21 protein-coding genes are annotated in these 20243 nt (G+C 71.1%); 8 read left to right on the top strand and 13 right to left on the bottom strand.

Annotated features, from left to right (window positions below; genetic code table 11):
* Positions 1 to 70 precede the first annotated feature (70 nt).
* Positions 71 to 433 carry a DUF485 domain-containing protein gene (locus QQ657_RS16995; protein WP_284743116.1) on the top strand — a complete coding sequence of 121 codons (363 nt, stop codon included), beginning with the start codon at positions 71 to 73 and terminating at the stop codon, positions 431 to 433.
* Positions 430 to 2040, top strand: coding sequence for a monocarboxylic acid transporter (locus QQ657_RS16990; protein ID WP_284743115.1), 1611 nt, complete (start codon positions 430 to 432; stop codon positions 2038 to 2040). Before QQ657_RS16995 ends, QQ657_RS16990 begins: the two co-directional genes overlap by 4 nt.
* Positions 2041 to 2097: 57 nt before the next feature.
* On the opposite strand, the gene QQ657_RS16985 is transcribed toward QQ657_RS16990, so the two are convergent.
* Positions 2098 to 2835 (bottom strand): isocitrate lyase/PEP mutase family protein, encoded by a 738-nt coding sequence (locus tag QQ657_RS16985; protein WP_284743114.1) that lies wholly within the window; start codon positions 2833 to 2835, stop codon positions 2098 to 2100.
* Entirely contained in the window at positions 2832 to 3293 is a 462-nt protein-coding gene (locus QQ657_RS16980) for a carboxymuconolactone decarboxylase family protein (RefSeq protein WP_284743113.1), read from the bottom strand. The genes QQ657_RS16985 and QQ657_RS16980 overlap by 4 nt, the downstream gene beginning before the upstream one ends.
* 46 nt (positions 3294 to 3339) lie before the next feature.
* On the opposite strand from QQ657_RS16980, the gene pdxR reads away from it, so the two are divergent.
* Entirely contained in the window at positions 3340 to 4710 is a 1371-nt protein-coding gene (pdxR, locus tag QQ657_RS16975; protein ID WP_284743112.1) for a MocR-like pyridoxine biosynthesis transcription factor PdxR, read from the top strand.
* Between the two features lie 259 nt (positions 4711 to 4969).
* Here the strand turns inward: pdxR and QQ657_RS16970 are convergent, their stop codons facing one another.
* The 3 genes from QQ657_RS16970 to QQ657_RS16960 form a co-directional block, all read right to left on the bottom strand.
* Complete coding sequence (locus QQ657_RS16970) at positions 4970 to 5695, bottom strand: peptidylprolyl isomerase (protein WP_284743111.1); 726 nt, start codon at positions 5693 to 5695, stop codon at positions 4970 to 4972.
* Between the two features lie 275 nt (positions 5696 to 5970).
* On the bottom strand, positions 5971 to 6936 hold the full coding sequence (gene meaB, locus QQ657_RS16965) for a methylmalonyl Co-A mutase-associated GTPase MeaB (RefSeq protein WP_284743110.1): 966 nt from the start codon (positions 6934 to 6936) through the stop codon (positions 5971 to 5973).
* Positions 6937 to 8124: an acetyl-CoA C-acetyltransferase gene (locus QQ657_RS16960; RefSeq protein ID WP_284743291.1), complete on the bottom strand. Its 1188-nt coding sequence runs from the start codon at positions 8122 to 8124 to the stop codon at positions 6937 to 6939.
* A gap of 137 nt (positions 8125 to 8261) precedes the next feature.
* Between QQ657_RS16960 and mce the strand changes: the two genes are divergently transcribed.
* Positions 8262 to 8717: a methylmalonyl-CoA epimerase gene (gene mce, locus QQ657_RS16955; RefSeq protein ID WP_284743109.1), complete on the top strand. Its 456-nt coding sequence runs from the start codon at positions 8262 to 8264 to the stop codon at positions 8715 to 8717.
* 249 nt (positions 8718 to 8966) lie between these two features.
* Here the strand turns inward: mce and QQ657_RS16950 are convergent, their stop codons facing one another.
* Positions 8967 to 9539 (bottom strand): TetR/AcrR family transcriptional regulator, encoded by a 573-nt coding sequence (locus QQ657_RS16950; RefSeq protein WP_284743108.1) that lies wholly within the window; start codon positions 9537 to 9539, stop codon positions 8967 to 8969.
* Between the two features lie 28 nt (positions 9540 to 9567).
* Entirely contained in the window at positions 9568 to 9936 is a 369-nt protein-coding gene (locus QQ657_RS16945) for an SPW repeat domain-containing protein (RefSeq protein ID WP_284743107.1), read from the bottom strand.
* Positions 9937 to 10132: 196 nt separating this feature from the next.
* On the opposite strand from QQ657_RS16945, the gene ccrA reads away from it, so the two are divergent.
* The 4 genes from ccrA to QQ657_RS16925 all read left to right on the top strand — a co-directional run bounded on the left by ccrA (position 10133) and on the right by QQ657_RS16925 (position 14503).
* A complete protein-coding gene (gene ccrA / locus QQ657_RS16940; protein ID WP_284743106.1) occupies positions 10133 to 11473 on the top strand; it encodes a crotonyl-CoA carboxylase/reductase in 1341 nt (446 codons plus the stop codon).
* Positions 11474 to 11622: 149 nt separating this feature from the next.
* Positions 11623 to 12840 (top strand): coiled-coil domain-containing protein, encoded by a 1218-nt coding sequence (locus QQ657_RS16935; protein WP_434056746.1) that lies wholly within the window; start codon positions 11623 to 11625, stop codon positions 12838 to 12840.
* A 93-nt stretch (positions 12841 to 12933) separates the two neighbouring features.
* Positions 12934 to 13386 (top strand): universal stress protein, encoded by a 453-nt coding sequence (locus QQ657_RS16930; RefSeq protein ID WP_284743105.1) that lies wholly within the window; start codon positions 12934 to 12936, stop codon positions 13384 to 13386.
* Positions 13387 to 13390: 4 nt separating this feature from the next.
* Positions 13391 to 14503: an adenylate/guanylate cyclase domain-containing protein gene (locus QQ657_RS16925; RefSeq protein WP_284743104.1), complete on the top strand. Its 1113-nt coding sequence runs from the start codon at positions 13391 to 13393 to the stop codon at positions 14501 to 14503.
* Here the strand turns inward: QQ657_RS16925 and paaE are convergent, their stop codons facing one another.
* Genes paaE through paaZ form a run of 6 tightly spaced genes read right to left on the bottom strand, consistent with a single transcriptional unit; the run spans position 14504 to position 20134 of the window.
* Positions 14504 to 15589: a 1,2-phenylacetyl-CoA epoxidase subunit PaaE gene (paaE, locus tag QQ657_RS16920; RefSeq protein WP_434056747.1), complete on the bottom strand. Its 1086-nt coding sequence runs from the start codon at positions 15587 to 15589 to the stop codon at positions 14504 to 14506.
* Entirely contained in the window at positions 15555 to 16043 is a 489-nt protein-coding gene (gene paaD / locus QQ657_RS16915) for a 1,2-phenylacetyl-CoA epoxidase subunit PaaD (protein ID WP_284743102.1), read from the bottom strand. The genes paaE and paaD overlap by 35 nt, the downstream gene beginning before the upstream one ends.
* Positions 16037 to 16894: a 1,2-phenylacetyl-CoA epoxidase subunit PaaC gene (gene paaC / locus QQ657_RS16910; protein WP_284743101.1), complete on the bottom strand. Its 858-nt coding sequence runs from the start codon at positions 16892 to 16894 to the stop codon at positions 16037 to 16039. The genes paaD and paaC overlap by 7 nt, the downstream gene beginning before the upstream one ends.
* Positions 16891 to 17175, bottom strand: a complete 285-nt coding sequence (gene paaB, locus QQ657_RS16905; protein ID WP_160701458.1) for a 1,2-phenylacetyl-CoA epoxidase subunit PaaB — start codon at positions 17173 to 17175, stop codon at positions 16891 to 16893. The genes paaC and paaB overlap by 4 nt, the downstream gene beginning before the upstream one ends.
* Positions 17172 to 18107 (bottom strand): 1,2-phenylacetyl-CoA epoxidase subunit PaaA, encoded by a 936-nt coding sequence (gene paaA, locus QQ657_RS16900; protein ID WP_284743100.1) that lies wholly within the window; start codon positions 18105 to 18107, stop codon positions 17172 to 17174. The genes paaB and paaA overlap by 4 nt, the downstream gene beginning before the upstream one ends.
* On the bottom strand, positions 18104 to 20134 hold the full coding sequence (gene paaZ, locus QQ657_RS16895) for a phenylacetic acid degradation bifunctional protein PaaZ (protein ID WP_284743099.1): 2031 nt from the start codon (positions 20132 to 20134) through the stop codon (positions 18104 to 18106). Before paaZ ends, paaA begins: the two co-directional genes overlap by 4 nt.
* Between the last annotated feature and the right edge of the window lie 109 nt (positions 20135 to 20243).

Here is a 20243-nt window from a genome sequence, read left to right as displayed (position 1 = left end):
ATCTTCACGCGAGACTCACACGTCCCTACGGTGTCGCAGGTCACTTTCCGCAACGTCGCAGGGAGCAGCGATGAGCACGACTGACACTGGCGGCGGGCCCCCGGACACGTCAGAGACCATCTGGGAACGGGCGCACGAAAGCACCGAGTTCCGCGAGCTGCGCAGCCGTCTGCGCCGGTTCGTCTTCCCGATGACGGCGGTGTTCCTGCTCTGGTACCTGCTCTACGTGCTCCTCGCGGACTACGCGCACGGCTTCATGAGCACGAAGGTGTTCGGCAACATCAACGTCGGCTTGATCTTCGGCCTGCTGCAGTTCGTCTCGACGTTCGTGATCACCGGCCTCTACGTCCGGTACGCCAACCGGAAGCTGGACCCGGTCGCCGAGAAGATCCGTGAGGACATCGAAGGCGAATCCTCGAAGGAGCAGGCATGACGACGACCATCGCCGCGGGTGTGGAAGGCAGCAACCCGCTCCTCAACATCCTGATCTTCGCCGCCTTCGTGGTCATCACGCTGGTGATCGTGTTCCGGGCCAGCCGCAACACGAAGACGGCGTCGGACTACTACGCCGCGGGCCGCGCGTTCACCGGCCCCCAGAACGGCATCGCGATCTCGGGTGACTACCTGTCGGCGGCGTCGTTCCTCGGCATCGCCGGCGCGATCGCCATCAACGGCTACGACGGCTTCCTATACTCCATCGGCTTCCTGGTCGCGTGGCTCGTCGCGCTGCTGCTGGTCGCGGAACTGCTGCGCAACACCGGCAAGTTCACGATGGGCGACGTGCTGGCGTTCCGCATGAAGCAGCGCCCGGTGCGGGCCGCGGCCGCGACGTCGACGCTGATCGTGTCGTTCTTCTACCTGCTGGCACAGATGGCCGGTGCCGGTGGTCTCGTCGCGCTGCTGCTCGGCGTCGAAGGCAGCGGAGCGCAGGCGCTGGTCATCGCCGTGGTCGGCATCATCATGATCGCCTACGTCCTGATCGGCGGCATGAAGGGCACCACCTGGGTCCAGATCATCAAGGCCGCGCTGCTCATCATCGGCGCGCTCGTGATCACCCTGTGGGTGCTCGGCAAGTACAACTTCAACTTCTCCAGCCTGCTGCAGGCCGCCGTCGACAAGGCGGGCAAGGCCGGGGAGACGCTGCTCGGCCCGGGCAAGCAGTACGGCGCCACCGGAACGTCCAAGCTGGACTTCTTCTCCCTCGGCATCGCGCTGGTGCTGGGCACCGCGGGCCTGCCGCACGTCCTGATGCGCTTCTACACCGTGCCGACCGCCCGCGACGCGCGTCGCTCGGTGGTCTGGGCGATCGTGCTGATCGGCGTGTTCTACCTGTTCACGCTGGTGCTCGGCTACGGCGCCGGTGCGCTGGTCGGGCCGGACACGATCAAGAAAGCGCCGGGCGGGGTCAACTCCGCGGCCCCGCTGCTCGCGCTCGAACTGGGCGGGCCGGTGCTGCTGGGCCTGATCTCCGCGGTCGCGTTCGCCACGATCCTCGCGGTGGTCGCCGGCCTGACGATCACGGCGTCGGCGTCGTTCGCACACGACGTCTACGCGAACGTCGTCAAGCGCGGCAAGACGTCGCCGGACTCGGAGGTCAAGGTCGCCCGGATCACCGCGGTGGTGATCGGCGCCCTCGCGATCGGCGGCGGCATCCTGGCCAACGGGCAGAACGTGGCGTTCCTCGTGGCGCTCGCGTTCGCGGTGGCGGCGTCGGCGAACCTGCCGACGATCCTCTACTCGCTGTTCTGGAAGCGGTTCAACACCCAGGGCGCGCTGTGGTCGATCTACGGCGGCCTGGCCATCACGATCGTGCTGATCGTGTTCTCACCGGCGGTGTCCGGCAAGAGCACGTCGATGATCAAGACCGCGGACTTCGCCTGGTTCCCGCTGAGCAACCCGGGCCTGGTCTCGATCCCGGCCGCGTTCTTCCTGGGCTGGCTGGGCACGGTGCTGTCCAAGGAGCACGACGAGAAGAAGTACGCCGAGATGGAGGTCCGCTCCCTGACCGGCGCGGGCGCCGAGAAGGCCGTCACGCACTGACGGTCCCCGAAACACCGAAGGCCGTCGCGGGTCACCCTCGCGGCGGCCTTCGGCCATTCAGTAGGGCAGTTTTCCTTCGGCGACACCCGCGAGCGTCGCTTCGAGGTGCTTGCGGGCGTACTGCCAGAGCCCGCCGCCGAGCGAGATCCTCGCCACCCCCAGTTCGGCGAGGCCGCCCAGGCCCGGGCTGCCCGGCCACGCGGGCGCGTTGACGGCGCCGCCGACGCCCTGCACGAACGCCGCGAGCACCTCGGGGGTGCGCAGGTGGATCGGGTAGACGCAGTCGGCGCCCGCGTCTAGGTAGGCCTTCGCCCGGGCGATGCCGTCGACGAGGTGGCCCTCGGGGTCGACGCCGCGGAACGAGTCGACGCGGGCGTTGATCACCAGGCCGTCTCCCGCCGCCTCGCGCAGGGCGGCGATCCGCTCCGCCTGCACGGCGACCGGTCGCACGCCACCCGTGGCGTGGTCGGTGTCTTCGAAGTTGCAGCCGACGGCACCGGCGTCGAGCAGCCGGCCCGCCAGCTCGGCGCCGGACAGGCCGTAGCCCGACTCGGCGTCGACGGTGACCGGGACGCTCACGGCTTTCGCGATGCGCTTCGCCGCGGCGAACATCTCCTCGGCCGGCGCCTTCTCGCCGTCGGGGAAGCCGAGAACAGACGCCACGGCGACCGAACTGGTCGCCACGACCGGGAACCCGGCGGCCTCGACGAGCCGGGCGGTGTCGGCGTCCCACGCGTTCGGCAGCACGAGCGGCTTGCCGGGCACGTGCAGCGCCTTGAGAGCGGCGGCGGTCACGCGTCGCGCTTCGGGAGCGGGCTGTGGCTGGTGACGGCCATGCGGTTCCAGCTGTTGATCGCGATGACCTCCCACGCGATCGCGCGGTACTGGTCCTCGGTCAGGACCTTCGTCGCCCGCTCGTAGACGTCGTCGGGCACGCTCTGGGTCGCCGACAGCTTGGTCATCGCCTCGGTGAGGACGAGGGCGGCCTGTTCCTCTTCGGTGAAGAGGTCGGTCTCGCGCCAGCCGTCGAGCACGAACAGCCGGCGCGCCGACTCGCCCATTTCGAGGGCGTCGCGGCTGTGCATGTCGAGGCAGTACGCGCAGCCGTTGAGCTGGGAGGCCCGCATCTTCACCAGTTCGAGCAGCTTCGGGTCGACACCCGCGTTCGCGGCGGCCTTGTTCACCTCGGCCTGCAGGTTCGCCATCGCCTGGTAGATCCCGGGCGCGCGCCCGAGTCCGATTCGCTTCGTCATGGCATCCACGCTAGCCCGAACTGGTCCACGGGTATGGTCCAGTCACATGACGGAATCGTGGTCCAGTTCCGGGCTCGACGTCCACCTCGACTGGGAACCTTCGACCGGCCGCGGCGGCCTCGCGGCGGCGATCCGCGCGGCCATCCGCGAAGGCCGGTGGCAGGCGGGCGCGGCGGTGCCGTCGACCCGTTCCCTGGCCCACGACCTGGGCATCGCGCGCGGCACGGTCACCCGCGTGTACGCCGACCTGGCCGCCGAGGGGTACCTGCGCACGGCCCAGGGCGCCCCGACCCGGGTGGCGACGGCGGGCTCGCTCCCCCAGTCCGCGCCACGGCAGGCGCCCCGCGACCCGGCCCCGCGCTGGGACCTGCGGCCGGGCCGCCCGGACCTGACGGCGTTCCCCCGCCAGGCGTGGATCACCGCGACCCGGCGGGCCCTGCTGCGGACGCCGGCGGCAGCGTTCGGCTACGAGTCTGAGCTGGGCGCGCCCGAGCTGCGCGACACCCTGGCCGGCTACCTCGCCCGGGCCCGCGGGGTGGTCGCGGACCCGGAGCGGATCGTGGTCTGCCACGGGTATTCGCACGCCATCGCCGTGGTGTCCCGGGCGCTTTCCTCGCTGGGTGTCGGCGAAACGGCGTTCGAGAACCCGTCACTGGAGATGTACCGCTCGATCGCGGCGGCGCAGGGCCAGCGGGTCGTCGGCGTCCCGGTGGACGAGCACGGCCTGGACGTGTCCGCTTTGGACAGTCCGGCGGTGGTGGTGACGCCGGCACACCAGTACCCCACCGGCGTCACGCTGGCTCCGCACCGCCGCGCCCAGCTGGCCCGCTCGGGCGCGTTCGTGCTGGAGGACGACTACGACGGCGAGTTCCGCTTCGACCACCAGCAGGTCGGGGCGCTGCAGGCGCTGGCGCCGGAGCGGGTGGTGTACGCGGGGACGGCGAGCAAGACCCTGGCCCCGGCCCTGCGGCTGGCGTGGCTGGTGCTGCCGCGGACGCTGGTGGAGCCGGTCCGCGCGGCGATGGCCGACAGCGGTTCACGCCCGGCGGTGCTGAACCAGCTGGCCCTGGCGGAGCTGATCGACTCGGGCGCGTACGACCAGCACGTCCGCCGCAGCCGGGCGGAGTACCGCTCCCGCCGCGCCCGTCTGCTGGCCGCTCTCCCGGACTCGGTGCGCCCGCAAGGCATCGCGGCCGGCCTCCACCTGTTGCTGATGCTCCCGCCGGACGGCCCTTCGGAGGCAACGGCCATGGCGGCCTGCCGCCGCCGCGCACTCGGCATCGAGGGCCTGACCGGCTACTGGATGGACACCAACCGCCCCGGCGGCCTGATAGTCGGCTACGCGGCAACCCCGAAGCACGCCTTCGCCGGCGCAACCCAGACGTTGATCGAGGCCCTCTGGGAAATCACAGCCTGATCTTGTCTCCGACCACCCGAGATCCGCCCCCAATCACGCAACTCCCGCCCCCAATCACACGAGTCCCGCCCCCAGTCACGCAAGCCGACCCTCCAGGCACGCAAGCCGACCCTCCAATCACGCGAGTCGACCTCGCAATCACACGTGATGCCCCTTCAATCACGCGAGATGCCTCCCCAGTCACGTGCGATGCCCCTCCAATCACACGTGATGCCCGGCGCGGGCCACCCCCGAGTCCGGGAGTGGCCCGCGTTCACCGTCAGAACCAGCAGCCGGGCCGGACGCGAAGCAGCTCCGTCCGCAGCGCCGGCGTCCCGTCGACCGGTGCCGGGTCCTCCGCCGTCGGCTGGATCCCGCCGGCGGCGACCTTGTCGAGCGTCTTCAGGCCTTCGGCGCCGACCGTGCCGAACACCGTGTAGTTCGGCCGCAGCGCGGAATCGCCGTACACGACGAAGAACTGCGAGCCGTTCGTGTCCGGTCCCGCATTGGCCATCGCCAGCAACCCGCGTGCGTAGACCTTGCGCGCGCCCGTCGGGTCGGTCGGCGACGGCGGCAGGTCCACCGGCAGCTCGTCCTTGTACTTGTAGCCCGGCCCGCCCTCGCCGGTCGCGCTCGGGTCGCCGCACTGCAGGACCTTCAACGTCGGGTACGACGTCAGCCGGTGGCACACCGTGTGGTCGTAAAACCGGTGGTTCGCCAGGTGCAGGAAACTCTGCACGGTGCACGGCGCCTTCGCGCGGTCGAGCCGCAGCGGCAGCGCGCCCTGGCTGGTCGGGACGGCGACGTCGACCTTGCCGTGGCTCGGCGTGTGCCGCGGGTCGGGCGGCAGCGGCACCGGCCGCGACGCCGGTTCGTCCGGCGTCTCGGTGTACTGGCACGGCCCGTGCGTCGTCTTCGGCGGTGGTGCGTCGGCCGCGGTGGCGACGCCGTTGCCGGCGACGAACAACGCGCCCGCCGCCAGCGCGGTGACGAGTGTCTTCTTCATCCTGCACGCCCTCCCAGTGATCGCCCGGTTCCGGAGCGCCCCGCAGTCTAGGGCCCGGCACCGACAGCCAGAACCGGCGAAAGTCGCCCGTGCCACACGGTCGGGTGAACCCCGGCACCCGCGACCGGGCAGCACCCCGAAACTGTCGGACCCCTGGAGCACGCTGTCGATCACGCGGCAAACACCGCACGGCGAAAGGAGCAGTCATGAAGCGAAGACCCGTTGCGGCGGCAGGATTCTTGCTCGGGCGGATCGCGGCGGCGATCCTGAACGCGCTAGCGCCGCAGGTCCGCGATCAGCTCGTCGGCGGCGGCGAAGGGGTCGATCTCCCGCGCCACGACGCGCTCGGCCACCCCGGCGAGCCGTCCCCCGCCCCGCAGGTCAGCAAGCTCGGCCCGCAACCGGCGCATCGCGATGGCCTCGACCTCGTCGCGTGCCCGCGCGACCCGGCGCCGGGCCAGCTCGCCGTGCTCCACCAGCCAGTCGTGGTGGGCGGCCAGCGCCCGCACGACCTCGTCGACGCCCTCGCCCTTCGCCGCCACCGTCCGCACGATCGGCTGGCGCCAGCTCGCGCCCCGGATCTCGCGGCGCGCCAGCGAAATCATCTGCTTGAGGTCGTGCACCGTCGCGTCCGCGCCCTCGCGGTCGGCCTTGTTCACGACGAAGACGTCGGCGATCTCCAGCACCCCGGCCTTCGCGGCCTGGATGCCGTCGCCCATCCCCGGCGCGAGCAGCACCACCGTGGTGTCGGCCAGCTTCACGACGTCCACTTCGGACTGCCCGACGCCGACGGTTTCGATCAGCACCACGTCGAAGCCGGCCGCGTCGAGCACGCGCACCGCCTGCGGGGTCGCCCACGACAGCCCGCCGAGGTGCCCGCGCGTGGCCATCGAGCGGATGAACACGCCGGGATCGGTGGCGTGCTCGGTCATCCGGATCCGGTCGCCGAGCAGCGCGCCGCCAGAAAACGGCGAAGACGGGTCGATCGCGAGCACCCCGACCCGCTTGCCCTCCGCGCGCAACGCGGTGAGCAGCGCAGACGTCGAAGTCGACTTGCCGACACCCGGTGGGCCGGTGAGCCCGACGACCCGGGCCCGCCCGGTGTGCGGCGTCAGCGCCCGCGCGATCTCCGCGACGCGGGGGTGGGCGTCCTCGACGAGCGACAGCAGCCGCGCGACGGCACGGGGCTGCCCGTCCCGCGCGCGGCCGACCAGGTCGTCGAGGTCGAGTGCACCGGCCACTTACGCGGACGGCACCCGCAGCAGGAGGGCGTCGCCCTGGCCGCCGCCACCGCACAGCGCGGCCGCGCCGAGCCCGCCACCGCGGCGGCGCAGCTCGTGGATCAGGTGCACGGCGAGCCGCGCCCCGGAGGCACCGATCGGGTGGCCGAGCGCGATGGCGCCGCCGTTGACGTTGACCTTCTCAGGGTCGAGGCCGAGCTTCTCGGTCGAGACGAGCCCGACCGCGGCGAAGGCCTCGTTGATCTCGACGAGGTCGAGCGCGTCGGCGCCGAGGTTCGCCTTCGCCAGGGCGGCGAGGATGGCGTTCGACGGCTGCTCGTGCAGGCTGGCGTCCGGCCCGGCGACGACGCCGTGTGCGCCGATCTCGGCGATCGGCGTGAGGCCGAGCTCCTCGGCCTTCGCCTTGCTGGCGACGACGACCGCGGCGGCGCCGTCGGAGATCTGCGAGGCCGAGCCCGCGGTGATGGTGCCGTCGGAGGCGAAGGCGGGGCGCAGCTTCGCGAGGCCTTCGGCGGTGGTGTCGGCGCGGACGCCCTCGTCGGTGTCGAAGACGACCGGGTCGCCCTTGCGCTGCGGGATGGAGACCGGCGCGATCTCGTCGGCGAAGTAGCCGTTCTTGATCGCCTCGGCCGCACGCTGGTGCGAGCGGGCGGAGAACGCGTCCTGCTGCTCGCGGGTGACGCCGTAGCGGGAGTTGTACTTCTCCGTCGAGGAGCCCATGGCGACCTGGTCGAAGGCGCAGAAGAGCCCGTCGTAGGCCATGTGGTCGACGAGCGTGGTGTCGCCGTACTTGAAGCCGGAGCGGGACTTCGGCAGCAGGTGCGGTGCCTGGGTCATCGACTCCTGGCCGCCGGCCACGACGATGTCGAACTCGCCGGCGCGGATCAGCTGGTCGGCGAGCGCGATGGCGTCGAGACCGGAGAGGCAGACCTTGTTGATCGTCAGGGCGGGCACGCTCATCGGGATGCCCGCGGCGACCGCGGCCTGGCGGGCCGGGATCTGGCCGGCGCCGGCGGTCAGCACCTGACCCATGATCGTGTACTGCACCGCGTCCGGGGCGACCCCGGCGCGTTCGAGGGCCGCCTTGATCGCGACCCCGCCCAGCTGTGCCCCCGTGAAGTCCTTGAGGGATCCGAGCAAGCGCCCGATCGGCGTACGGGCGGCACCCAGGATCACGGAACCGGACACGGCGTCCTCCAAGCTTCGGCGCATGGGCAGTTTTTCCGACCATACCCGGAGGGTGGGCTTCTTGATGGAGCCAGTGTGAGGCGGGGCACGCGACGATTCTGGGAGAACGCCGGGCGGTGGCCCCCTATCCTGCCTCCATGAATGACGCCCTGCGGCCGTTCGTGACGGCCATCGACCACGTCGGCATCGCGGTCCCGGACCTGGACGCGGCCATCGAGTTCCACCGCGCGAACTTCGGCCTGGAAGTGGCGCACGAGGAGGTGAACGAGGAGCAGGGAGTGCGGGAGGCGATGCTGCGCGCGCCGGGAACGGCGGGCACGGAGACGCAGATCCAGCTGCTCGCCCCGCTGCGGGACGACTCGGCGATCGGCAAGTTCCTGGCCAAGAGCGGCCCGGGACTGCAGCAGCTGGCATACCGCGTGTCCGATGTGGACGCGGCGTCGGCGGCACTGCGCGAGCAGGGCCTGCGCCTGCTGTACGAGGCGGCGAAGCGCGGAACGTCCAACAGCCGGGTGAACTTCATCCACCCGAAGGACGCGGGCGGCGTCCTGGTGGAGCTGGTGGAGCCGGCCAAGGACAGCGCGGCGCACTGACGCGGACCCGTTCGGGCGCAACAACTCCGGCGCGGCCAAGGCGCACGACGATGACAAACAGGCGGGCGGAGCGGCGGGAGGGGTGGGGGCGGGGCAGCAATCCGACCGTGGCACTCCCCCAGGCCGTGAGCCGAGACCGGGGCCGGGGGACCGAGGCCGTGCGCCGGGGCTGGGGCCGTGAGCCGCGTCCCGAGCCGAGGCCGGAGCCGTGAGCCGAGGCTGGGGCCGTAGGCGCCGCCCCGGTGAGGGCTAAGCCGGCGCGGTCTTCGAAACCAGGGCGTCGGCGATGAACGTCAACTCGCCGTCGAACTCGGCAGGCAGGTCGTCGTCCGAGTGGCGGGCCGTCGCGTGCCGGTGGCTGACCGCGCGCGCCAGCAAGCCCGAAGCGCGATCGACGTCGGCCGCGGGCACGCCCCCGCCCGTCGCCGCCTGGATCACCGCGTGGACCTGGCGGACCAGCACCTGGAAGCGCTCGTGGAGGGCGTCGCGGACGACGTGATGAGTGTCCGCCTCGCGCCACAGCAGGTGCGAAAGCCCGAGCGACCGGCTGAAGCGGTGGTCGAGTTCGCGGACGAGCCGCCGCAAGCTGCCCACGAGGTCGCCGGGGACGACGACCACCGCCGGCTCGATGCGCTCGTCGGGCAGTCGCTCGACGAGCGCCGTGAGCAGGTCCGCCTTGTGCCGGAAGTAGTAGTGCACCAGCCCCTTCGGCACCCCGGCCCGCTCGGCGATGCGAGAGGTCGGGGTGGCGTCGAAGCCGGACTCGGCGAAGAGCGCCTCGGCGGCGCAGAGGATGCGCTCCTTCGCCGAATCCTCGGTCATCCGGGTGCCTCCTGGGCCGTCGGAACCGTCAGTGCTGGCCTGCCGTGCGGTGCGCGGCGCTCGCGACCGGCATCGCTGCCGCGCCGGCGATGACCGTCAGCACCCCGGCGATCCAGGACGTCCAGGACGCGCCGTTGAACTCGGTGTACCCCATCACCCACGGCGCGATGAAGAACAGCACGCCGAGCGCGATCTGGATGCCTTCGCCGTAGACCATGCCCGGCATGGCCAGCGAGACCAGGCCGTCGAGTGCGATCAAGGCGCCCAGGACGACCATCGTCCACATCGCGGTCGTGTCCGTGCTCAGCCAAAGGGGTGAAAGAGCGGCGACGACCCCGATGACGACCTCGGCCCAATCGTGGGGCCGGGCCCATGCGCGCGTAGAGACTTCACTCATTCGTGCTCACCTCCGTCGGTGAAACTGCTGGTCGGGTGGGTGTTCCCACTGCCGATGATCCGCTTGACTGGCCGGCCGGTCAAGACTGCTCCGTCACAGTTCGACGTGTAATCGTGCTGTCCGTCTCGTACAGTTGTGCCCGCGAGTTACCGGCGAGTAATTTCTGCCGCCAACGCCGTTGACCCCGGAGGAATCAATGACGCAGCTCCGCGAGATCCAGCAGGCCATCCTGAACGGCGAGTCCGCCGCGGTCGGCTCGTTGCCCGTGCCCGAGAGCTACCGCGGGGTGACCGTGCGCGCGGACGAGGTCGACATGTTCGAGGGCCTCGAGAGCCGGGACAAGGACCCGCGCAAGTCGCTGCACCTCGACGACGTCCCCGTCCCCGAGCTGGGCCCGGGTGAGGCGCTGGTCGCCGTGATGGCGAGCGCCATCAACTACAACACCGTGTGGACGTCGATCTTCGAGCCGATCCCCACGTTCAAGTTCCTCAAGAAGTACGGGAAGCTCTCGCCGCTGGCGAAGCGGCACGACCTGCCCTACCACGTCGTCGGGTCGGACCTGTCCGGCGTCGTGCTGCGCACCGGCGTCGGCGTGCACAACTGGAAGCCGGGCGACGAGGTCGTCGCGCACTGCCTGAACGTCGAGCTCGAAAGCCCGGACGGGCACAACGACACGATGCTCGACACCGAGCAGCGGATCTGGGGCTTCGAGACGAACTTCGGCGGCCTCGCCGAGATCGCGCTGGTCAAGGCCAACCAGCTGATGCCGAAGCCGGACCACCTGACCTGGGAGGAAGCCGCCTCCCCCGGCCTGGTCAACTCCACCGCCTACCGCCAGCTGGTCTCGCGCAACGGCGCGGACATGAAGCAGGGTGACGTCGTCCTGATCTGGGGCGCCTCGGGCGGCCTCGGCTCCTACGCGACGCAGTACGCGCTCAACGGCGGCGCGATCCCGGTATGCGTCGTCTCCAGCCCCGAGAAGGCGGCGATCTGCCGCAAGCTCGGCGCCGAGCTGATCATCGACCGCAGTGCCGAGGCCTACAAGTTCTGGAAGAGCGACACCGAACAGGACCCGAAGGAGTGGCAGCGCTTCGGCGCGAAGATCCGCGAGCTGACCGGCGGCGACGACCCGGACATCGTGTTCGAGCACCCCGGCCGGGAGACGTTCGGCGCGTCCGTCTACGCCGCGCGCAAGGGCGGCACGATCGTCACGTGCGCGTCGACCTCGGGGTACATGCACCAGTACGACAACCGCTACCTGTGGATGAACCTGAAGCGGATCATCGGCTCCCACTTCGCGAACTACCGCGAGTCCTGGGAAGCGAACCGGCTGATCTCGAAGGGCCTGATCCACCCGACGCTGTCGAAGACGTACCCGCTCGAAGAGACCGGGCAGGCGGCGCTGGACGTGCACCGCAACGCCCACCAGGGCAAGGTCGGCGTGCTCGCGCTCGCCCCGCAGGAAGGCCTCGGCGTCCGCGACGAGGAGAAGCGCGCGAAGCACATCGAGGGGATCAACGCGTTCCGCGGTGCCTGAGCTGCGACGACGAGGCCGGATCCCGGGTGTCAGGAACCACCGGGATCCGGGCCGATCCGGCAAGATCCAGTCGCCGCATCACACGGCACGTTCGGCGCAGGGCCCGGGTGCTCACCCTTCCGTGACCCGGCTGCGACTACGGTAGGCGCATGAGCCTTGGCGATGAACGGGAGCTTGTGCCGCTGGGAGCCGGCTTCGACGTAGCGAAGCGGGGATACAGCCGAGCGCAGGTCGACGAGCACCTCGAACGGCTGGACGCCGACCTGAAGATGCTCACCGCCGACCGGGACGCGGCCATCGCGCAGGCCGGCGACCTGGCCCGGCAGCTGGAGATCGCGCGCGGCGAGATCGCGGACCTGCGCGGGCAGGTCGACCGGCTCGCCCAGCCGCCGACGAGCGTCGAAGGCCTGTCCGAGCGGCTGCAGCGGATGCTGCGCCTCGCACAGGACGAATCCGCCGACACGCGCGCCCGCGCCGAAGCCGAGGCCGGGCACATCCGGGCCAAGGCCGAGACGGACGCGAGCGCCATGCGCGCCCGCTACGAGCAGCTGCTCACCGAGCTCGACCTGCGCCGCAAGGAGATGGAGGCGGAGCACCGCAAGGTGCTCGAGGACGCCCGCGCGCAGGCCAAGGAGATCACCGACAAGGCCGAGGCCGAGCGCACGAAGCTCGACACCGAGTCGTCGGACCGCCGCACCAAGGTCGAAGAGGACTTCGAGATCGCGATGGCCTCGCGCCGCACCGAGGCGATGCGCGTGCTGGCCGAGCAGGAAGCCGCGAGCAAGGCCGAGGCCGCGCGCCGCGTCCAGGAAGCGACGCAGGACGCCGCCGACATCCGCGCGAAGATCCTCGAAGAGGAGAAGACGACCAAGGCCGAGGTCGACCGCCGTCAGCGGGAGTCGGTCGCGGACGCGAACAAGCGCCGGCAGGACTCGATCAACGAGGCGAACGCCCGGCTCGCGGAGGCCGCCGACGAGGCGCGGCGCCGCGTGACGACGGCGACCGAGGAGTCGAACCGGCGGATCACCCAGGCCAACGAGCGTGTCGACAGCCTGCGCAAGGTGCGTGGCGGGCTGGCCGAGCAGGTCCGCGCGGCGCGGGCGGTGCTGGCCGAGGCGCACACCGTCCTCGGCGACGAGGTGAAGGTGCCCGCCGACGTCACGGCCGACCTGAAGGCCGAAGACCTCAAGGCGGAGAAGCCGGTGGCCGACACCGGGAAGACGACGCCGGTGGGCGACGTCGAGGAGACGATCCGGATCAAGGCGTCCGACGTCCCGAAGCCGAAGCCGGCCCCCAAACAGGCCCCCAAGCCCGCCCCGAAGCCGAGTCCGCGGCCAAGCGGAGCGCAGAAAGCGACTGGCGAGTAACCTTCCTCCCGACACGGGCGCGGACGAGCCGGCACGGTCGGTACCGACCGGCTATCGTCCCTGCTCACGCGGGATCACCTGGAGGTTTTGCGCATGGGTGCGGCATATCGGACCGTGGTGGTGGGCACGGACGGCTCGGAGTCCTCGTTCGCGGCGGTGGACCGCGCGGCGGCGGTGGCCGGCGACGCGGGCGCCACGCTCGTCATCGCGTGTGCGTTCTACCCGGCCAGCAAGACCGACGTCGACAAGGCCCAGGACGTCCTCGGCGACGAGGCGTACCAGGTCGTCGGCTCGGCGCCGGCCGAGGACACCCTGCAGTCGGCGCGGGACCGGGCGGTGCGGGCCGGTGCGGAGAAGATCGACACGGTCGCGGTCAAGGGCGACCCGGTCGACTCGCTGCGCAAGGTCGTGCACGAGCGCGAAGCCGACCTGCTGGTGGTCGGCAACCGCGGCCTGAACACGATCGCCGGCCGGATCCTGGGCTCGGTGCCGTCGGAGGTGGCGCGCAAGTCCGGCGTGGACGTGCTGATCGTCCACACGACCTGAGCTCGTGGCCGATTCGAGCGAAGAGCTCCAGCAGCGGCTCGAACGCGTCCTGCTCGGCGGCAGGCGGAAGTACACGCGGCTCGAAGTGGCCGAAAAAGCCGGCGTGCCCGAGGAGCGGTCACGCCGGCTTTGGCGTGCCCTGGGGTTCGCGACGGTGCGCGACGACGAGGTCGTCTTCACCGACGCGGACGTCGAGGCGATGCGGACGGCGGACCAGCTGGTCCAGTCGGGGCTGATCGACCCGAGCATCGAGGTTTCGGTGACGCGCGCGCTCGGCCAGCACCTGTCGCGGCTGGCCGAGTGGCAGGTCGACATGCTCTGGGAGCTGATCAAGGAGCAGCCGGAGCTGGGGCGCAGCGAGCGCCAGGTGGCCCGCCTGGTCGACCGGCTGCTGCCGGAGCTCGAGCGGGTGCAGAACTTCGTCTGGCGCCGGCACCTCGCGGCGTACGCGGGGCGGGCGTTCGCGGCGGCGGGTGACAACGTCGAGGCGCGCACCGAGGTGGTCGGGTTCGTCGACATGGTCGGCTACACGCGCCTGACGCGCCAGATCGACGAAGAAGAGCTGAGCCGGGTCCTCGACGCGTTCGAGCTGCTCGCGGCGGAGACGATCGCCGAGCACCGCGGCCGCGTGGTGAAGATGATCGGCGACGAGGTCCTGTTCGTGGCGGACTCGGCGGTCGACGCGGCCGAGATCGCCCTGGCGCTCACGGAGCGCACAACGGCGGACGAAAGCCTGCCGGCGGTCCGCGCGGGAATGGCATCGGGCCGGATCCTGGCGCGCTTCGGCGACGTGTACGGATCGGTGGTCAACCTGGCGGCCCGCCTGACGTCGGTGGCCCGCCCGGGCACGATCCTGGTGGACCGGGAGCTGGCCGCGGAGCTCGCGGAGGAGAAGGCGTACGAGCTGCGGCCGCGCAGGCCGGTGACGGTCCGGGGTTACAACCGCCTCCGCCCGGCGGCGCTGCGGCGGGCGAGCGAGGCGCCGACGGGGATGTTCGCGAGCTCGCAGCAGCTGGCGGCGGAGATGCTGGGCCTCACGGACCCGGCTGCCGAGCCGGCCGCCGAGGAGGAGACCGAGACGCGCCCCCGCCGTCGTCGGCGAGGGCGCATCCGCTGATCAGGCGTCGAAGTCCACGGTGATCGTCTCCGAGACCGGGTAGGACTGGCACGTCAGCACGAACCCCGCCTCGACCTCGGCCTCCTCCAGCGCGAAGTTGCGCCGCAGGTCCACCTTGCCCTCCGTGACGCGCGCCCGGCATGTGCCGCACACCCCGCCCTTGCAGGCGAACGGCAGGTCCGGGCGGAACTTCTGCGCGCCGTCCAGGACCGACGTCGAGCGGGGCAGCGTCATGGACGACGAGCGGCCGTCCAGGACAACGCGGACTTCCGACGACTCTCCCGCCACCGCGGGGTCGAGGTGCTCGACCGGCGCCGGCGGGGTGTCGACGTAGAACAGCTCCTGGTGGATCCGCGCGCGCGGTACCTCCAGGGACGCCAGCAGCTCCTGCGCTCCCGTCACCATCTCGAACGGGCCGCACAGCCACCAATGGTCCACCGAGGACACCGGCACCAGGGAAGAGAACAGAGAACGCAGCTTCGGCACGTCCAAGCGCCCCGTGAACAGCTCCGCCTCGCGCGGCTCGCGCGACAGCACGTGGATCAGCTCGAGCCGGGACGGCGCCCGGTCCTTCAGGTCCGCCAGCTCGTCCGCGAACATCACCGTGTCCGTGCGGCGGTTGCCGTACAGCACCGTCACCGTCGCGTCCGGGGTCGCCAGCAGCGACGACACGATCGACAGCACCGGCGTGATCCCCGACCCCGCCGCGATCAGGACGTGGTGGCCGCCTTCGGAAAGGTCCGGGGTGAACGACCCCGTCGGCGTGGCCACCTCGATCGTGTCGCCCGCGCGGACCTCGTTCACCAGCCAGGACGAGAACAACCCGTCCGGGACCAGGCGGACGCCGACCCGGGGCGCCGTGCCCGCCGCCGCGCAGATCGAGTACGACCGGCGCTCGTCGCGGCCCTCGACCGAACGCCGCAGCGTCAGCGACTGGCCTGGTTTGAAAGCGAAGTCCGGGGCCAGCGCGGGAGGCACGTCGAACGTCACGGCGACCGCGTCGTCGGTCAACCGCGTAACGCCCGCGACCTTCAGGGGATGAAACGCCACCTCAGATCTCCTTGACGTGCTCGAACGGCTCGGCACACGCACGGCAGCGCCGCAGCGCCTTGCACGCCGTCGCGCCGAAACGGGACTGCTCCTCCGTGTCCGCCGACCCGCACAACGGGCACCGGACCGCCGACGCGGGAGCCGACAGCGTCAGCGGGATCGGACCCAACCGCCGCGGTGCCGCGCCCGGCGGGGCGATTCCGGCCGAGGCCAGCTTCCGGCGCCCCGAAGCCGAAATCCAGTCCGACGTCCACGCGGGCGACAGCTGCGTCCGGATCTCGACGTCGGCGAAGCCCGCCGTGACCAGCGCGTGCTCCAGGTCGTCGCGCATCGTGTCCATCGCCGGGCAGCCCGTGTACGTCGGCGTGATCGCGACGACCACGCGACCGTCCACTTCGGACACCGAGCGCAGCACGCCCAGGTCCGCGAGCGTCAGCATCGGCAGCTCGGGGTCGGTGACCGTCGCGGCGACGGCCTCGGCGGTCACCACTTCGCGTCCGGCATCGCCCGGGCCACGCTCTGCAGCTCCGCCAGCAGGAACCCCATCTGCTCGGTGTGGACGCCGTCGCGGCCCGTCCGTCCCGAGACGCCGGCCAGCTCACCTGCCGCAGGAACGGACAACGTCGCCGCCGCCAGAGCCTGGTCCAGCACGGCGTCGAACTCCGGCCGCAGCGTGGCCGCGTCCACCAGCTCGGAGGGGTGCGTGCGGAACAGCTCGCCGACGTAGGGCCAGACCGCGTCGAGCCCTTCTTGCATCCGCGACCGCGACAGCTCGGTCCCGTCGCCGAGGCGGACCAGCCACTGCGCCGCGTAGTCGCGGTGGTAGGTCACCTCTTTGACGCCCTTGTCCGCGATGGCCGCCAGCACCGGGTCCACCGATGACACCAGCCGCTGCAGCAGCGCGAGGCGCCACGTCGAGAACACGAACAGCCGCGCGATCAGGTGCCCGAAGTGCCCGCCGCCCAGCTCCGCGAGCCGGACGTTGCGGAACTCGTTTTCGACGCGGTCGAACGCGAACGAGTCTTCCGAACGCGAAGAACCGTCCGCCTTGCCGGCGCGCGCGAGCAGCAGCCGGGCCTGGCCGAGCAGGTCGAGGCCGATGTTGGCGATCGCGACCTCGTCCTCCAGCTCGGGCGCGTTGGTGCACCACTCCTGCAGCCGGTGGGAGAAGAGCAGCGCGTCGTCGCCCAGCATCAGGCAGTACGCCGCGAGCCGAGCGCCGTCCACACCGGACGGCACCGAAGTGTCCACTCCGGACAGCGGGTCCTCGAAGCCGGTGCCGAACGCCCAGCGGGCGTCGTTCTCCTCGGTCAGCGACTCGTAGACGTTGTCGAAACTCATATGTGCGGCACCTCCTCGGGGATGTCGTAGAACGTCGGGTGCCGGTAGACCTTGTCCCCGCTCGGCGCGAAGAACGGGTCCTTCTCGTCCGGCGACGACGCCGTGATGTCCGACGCCTTCACGACCCAGATCGACACGCCTTCGTTGCGGCGGGTGTAGAGGTCACGCGCGTGGTGCAGCGCCATCTCGTCGTCGGCCGCGTGCAACGACCCGACGTGCACGTGGTTCAGCCCGCGCTTGCCCCGGACGAACACCTCGTACAGCGGCCAATCGTGCTTCACGCCGAACCCTCCTTCTTCGCCGCGTGCGCCACAGCGGCTTCGCGAACCCAGGCACCGTCGTCGTGCGCACGGCGCCGGTGCGCGATGCGCGACGCGTTGCACGGGCCGTTGCCCTTCAACACGTTCTTGAACTCGTCCCAGTCCACCGCGCCGAAGTCGTGGTGCTCCCGCTCGGCATTCCACTTCAGCGAAGGATCCGGGAACGTGACACCGAGGGCGGCAGCCTGCGGCACCGACATGTCGACGAAGCGCTGCCGCAGCTCGTCGTTGGTGTGGCGCTTGACCTTCCACGCCATCGACTGCGCCGTGTTCGGCGAGTCCGCGTCCGGCGGGCCGAACATCATCAGCGACGGCCACCACCAGCGGTTGACGGCCTCCTGGACCATTTCGCGCTGCTGAGCGGTCCCGCGCATCATCGTCATCAGCAGCTCGTAGCCCTGCCGCTGGTGGAAGGACTCCTCTTTGCAGATGCGGATCATCGCCCGCGCATACGGCCCGTAGGACGACCGGCACAGCGGCACCTGGTTGCAGATCGCCGCGCCGTCGACCAGCCAGCCGATCACTCCGACGTCGGCGAAGGTCAGCGTCGGGTAGTTGAAGATCGACGAGTACTTCTGCTTGCCGGTGATCAGCTTGTCGGTCAGGTCGGCGCGGTCCGCGCCCAGCGTCGCCGCCGCCGAGTACAGGTAGAGGCCGTGGCCGGCTTCGTCCTGGACCTTGGCCAGCAGGATCGCCTTGCGCCGCAACGACGGCGCCCGCGTGATCCAGTTGCCCTCGGGCTGCATGCCGATGATCTCCGAGTGCGCGTGCTGCGCGATCTGCCGGATCATCGTCTTGCGGTAGCCCTCGGGCACCCAGTCGCGCGGCTCGATGCGCTGGTCACGCTCAATCGTCGCCTCGAAGTGTTCTTCCAGCGAAGCTACAGCGGTCACGGCTGCTCCTTCGAAACCAGCGTCAGGACGTCGTACTTCGCGACGGACTCGCCGTCGGCGTTGGTGACGTCGGCGTCCCAGCGGACCTCGCCGTACTCCTGGTCGATCCGCGGGGTGATCTGCTTGGCGGTCAGGGTCACGGTCAGCGAGTCGCCGACCTTGACCGGCGTCAGGAACCGCAGGTTCTCGAGGCCGTAGTTGGCCAGCACCGGGCCCGGCTCGGGCGAGACGAACAACCCTGCCGCGAACGAGACCACGAGGTAGCCGTGCGCGACGATCCCGCCGAACAACGGGTTCGCGGCCGCGGCTTCGGGGTCGGTGTGGGCGTAGAACGTGTCGCCGGTGAACTCGGCGAAGTGGTCGACGTCCTCCTGGCTGACGGTCCGCGGTCCGGCGACGACCGAGTCACCGATGCGAAGCTCGGCCAGGGACTTCCGGAACGGGTGGACGTCGCCCTCGGTGCGCGGCGCGCCGGTGACCCAGCGGCCGGTGACCGCCGAAAGGACCGCCGGCGAGCCCTGGACCGCCGTGCGCTGCATGTGGTGCAGGACGCCGCGGATGCCGCCCATCTCCTCACCGCCACCGGCGCGGCCGGGGCCGCCGTGGACGAGCTGCGGCATCGGCGAGCCGTGCCCGGTCGACTCCTTGGCGTCCTCGGCGTCCAGCACCAGCAGCCGGCCGTGGAACGGCGCCGCGCCGAGCACGACCTCGCGCACGAACTCCTTGTCGGCCGAGACCACGGACCCGGCGAGGCTGCCGCCGCCGCGAGCGGCGAAGTCGATGACCTGCTCGGTGGACGTGTAGGGCATGAGCGTCGAGACCGGGCCGAACGCCTCGACCTCGTGCGGCTCGGAGCGTTCCGGGTCGGCCTTGAGCAGCACCGGCGAGATGAACGCGCCGCGCTCGGCGTCGGCGCCGACGACCTCGACCTGCTCCGGGTCGCCGAAGACGACGCTGCCGGCGTCCAGCAGCGCCTTGAGCGAGCGCCGGACCTCCTCGCGCTGCTCCAGGCTGGCCAGCGCGCCCATCCGGACGCCTTCGGTCGCCGGGTTGCCGACGGTGACCTTCGCGAGCCGCTCGGACGCGGCGGAAGCGACGTCGTCGAGCAGCGCGGCCGGGACGAACGCGCGGCGGATGGCGGTGCACTTCTGGCCCGCCTTGACCGTCATCTCCGCGGTCAGCTGCTTGACGAACAGGTCGAACTCCGTCGTCCCGCGCACCGCGTCCGGGCCGAGGATCGAGCAGTTCAGCGAGTCGGCCTCGGCGTTGAACCGCACCGAGTTCCGCACGATCGCCGGGTGCGCGCGCAGCTTCTGGGCGGTGGACGCCGAGCCGGTGAAGGACACCAGGTCCTGCGCGGTCACGTGGTCGAGCAGGTCGCCGACGCTGCCCGCGACGAACTGCAGCGACCCCTCCGGCAGGATCCCGGACTCGATGATCAGCTCGGCCAGCCGCGCGGTCAGGTACGCCGTCGAGCTGGCCGGCTTGACCAGGCTCGGGACCCCGGCCAGGAACGCGGGCGCGAACTTCTCCAGCGGACCCCACACCGGGAAGTTGAACGCGTTGATCTGGACCGCGACGCCCCGCAGCGGGGTCGCGATGTGCTGGGCGACGAACGTGCCCCCACGCGAAAGCGGCTCGACGGCGCCCTCGACGTAGACGGTGTCGTTCGGCAGCTCGCGCTTGCCCTTCGAGCCGTAGCTGAACAGGACGCCGATGCCGCCGTCGATGTCGAACTTCGAGTCACCCAGCGTCGCACCGGTGCGCGCGGAGAGTGCGTACAGCTCCTCGCGGTGCTCCCGCAGGTGCGAGGCCAGCGCCTTCAGCAGGGCCGCACGCTGGTGGAACGTCAGCTCGCGCAGCGCCGGGCCACCGACCCGGCGGCCGTACTCCAGCGCACCCGCGAAGTCGACGCCCGCCGACGAGATCCGGGCGACTTCCTCGCCCGTGGCCGCATCGTGCAGCGGGACGCCCTCGTCCGCCGCCGTGTGCCACTCCCCGGAGACGTAGCTGCGCAGCACTGCCATCAGGTCCCGACCTCCACCGAATTACCTACCGGACGTTCAGTTATTTGCATGGTAGCCGCCGGGCCCCGAGATCGGAAGGGGCGACGCTTGACACCGGCCGGGCCACTGC

The organism is Amycolatopsis ponsaeliensis (genome assembly GCF_030182635.1).
GTDB classification, from domain to species: domain Bacteria; phylum Actinomycetota; class Actinomycetes; order Mycobacteriales; family Pseudonocardiaceae; genus Amycolatopsis; species Amycolatopsis ponsaeliensis.
The sequence above is the reverse complement of the archived record's forward strand: the minus strand, read 5'-3'. Positions and strand labels throughout refer to the sequence as shown.